Origin of the sequence: Vogesella mureinivorans, assembly GCF_007644035.1 — a bacterium.
GTDB lineage: Bacteria > Pseudomonadota > Gammaproteobacteria > Burkholderiales > Chromobacteriaceae > Vogesella > Vogesella mureinivorans.
The window spans coordinates 1-268 of sequence record NZ_VMTV02000202.1; the positions used below are offsets into that span (position 1 = coordinate 1).

The window sequence follows — 268 nt, forward strand, 5'->3', positions numbered from 1 at the left end:
AATGGAAGGAAATGCTGGCAAGTTGAGCTAGCTTTTCAGAAACGGTTAACCGATGTTTTTTATCCCAGCCTATTTGTTTGATGACTTCGCTTCCTTTCAAAGAAAACTTAGCAAGACAAGGGTTAGGCTGATTAAGTAGATGCGAAGCAAAAACTAACTGAAGTTTTGCGGCATCTATGCCAATTAGAGCGATGATTTGCAAGGCGGGTTCAAGCGCTAATATTTCGCCATCATTCCCCCGTGATAGAGAAACTTCTACACTATGACT

General features: G+C 41.4%; 1 protein-coding gene. It reads right to left on the reverse strand.

The features are described from left to right. Positions 1 to 268: hypothetical protein (locus FLQ44_RS07795; protein ID WP_206208737.1), on the reverse strand; the 268-nt coding region annotated here is incomplete at both ends.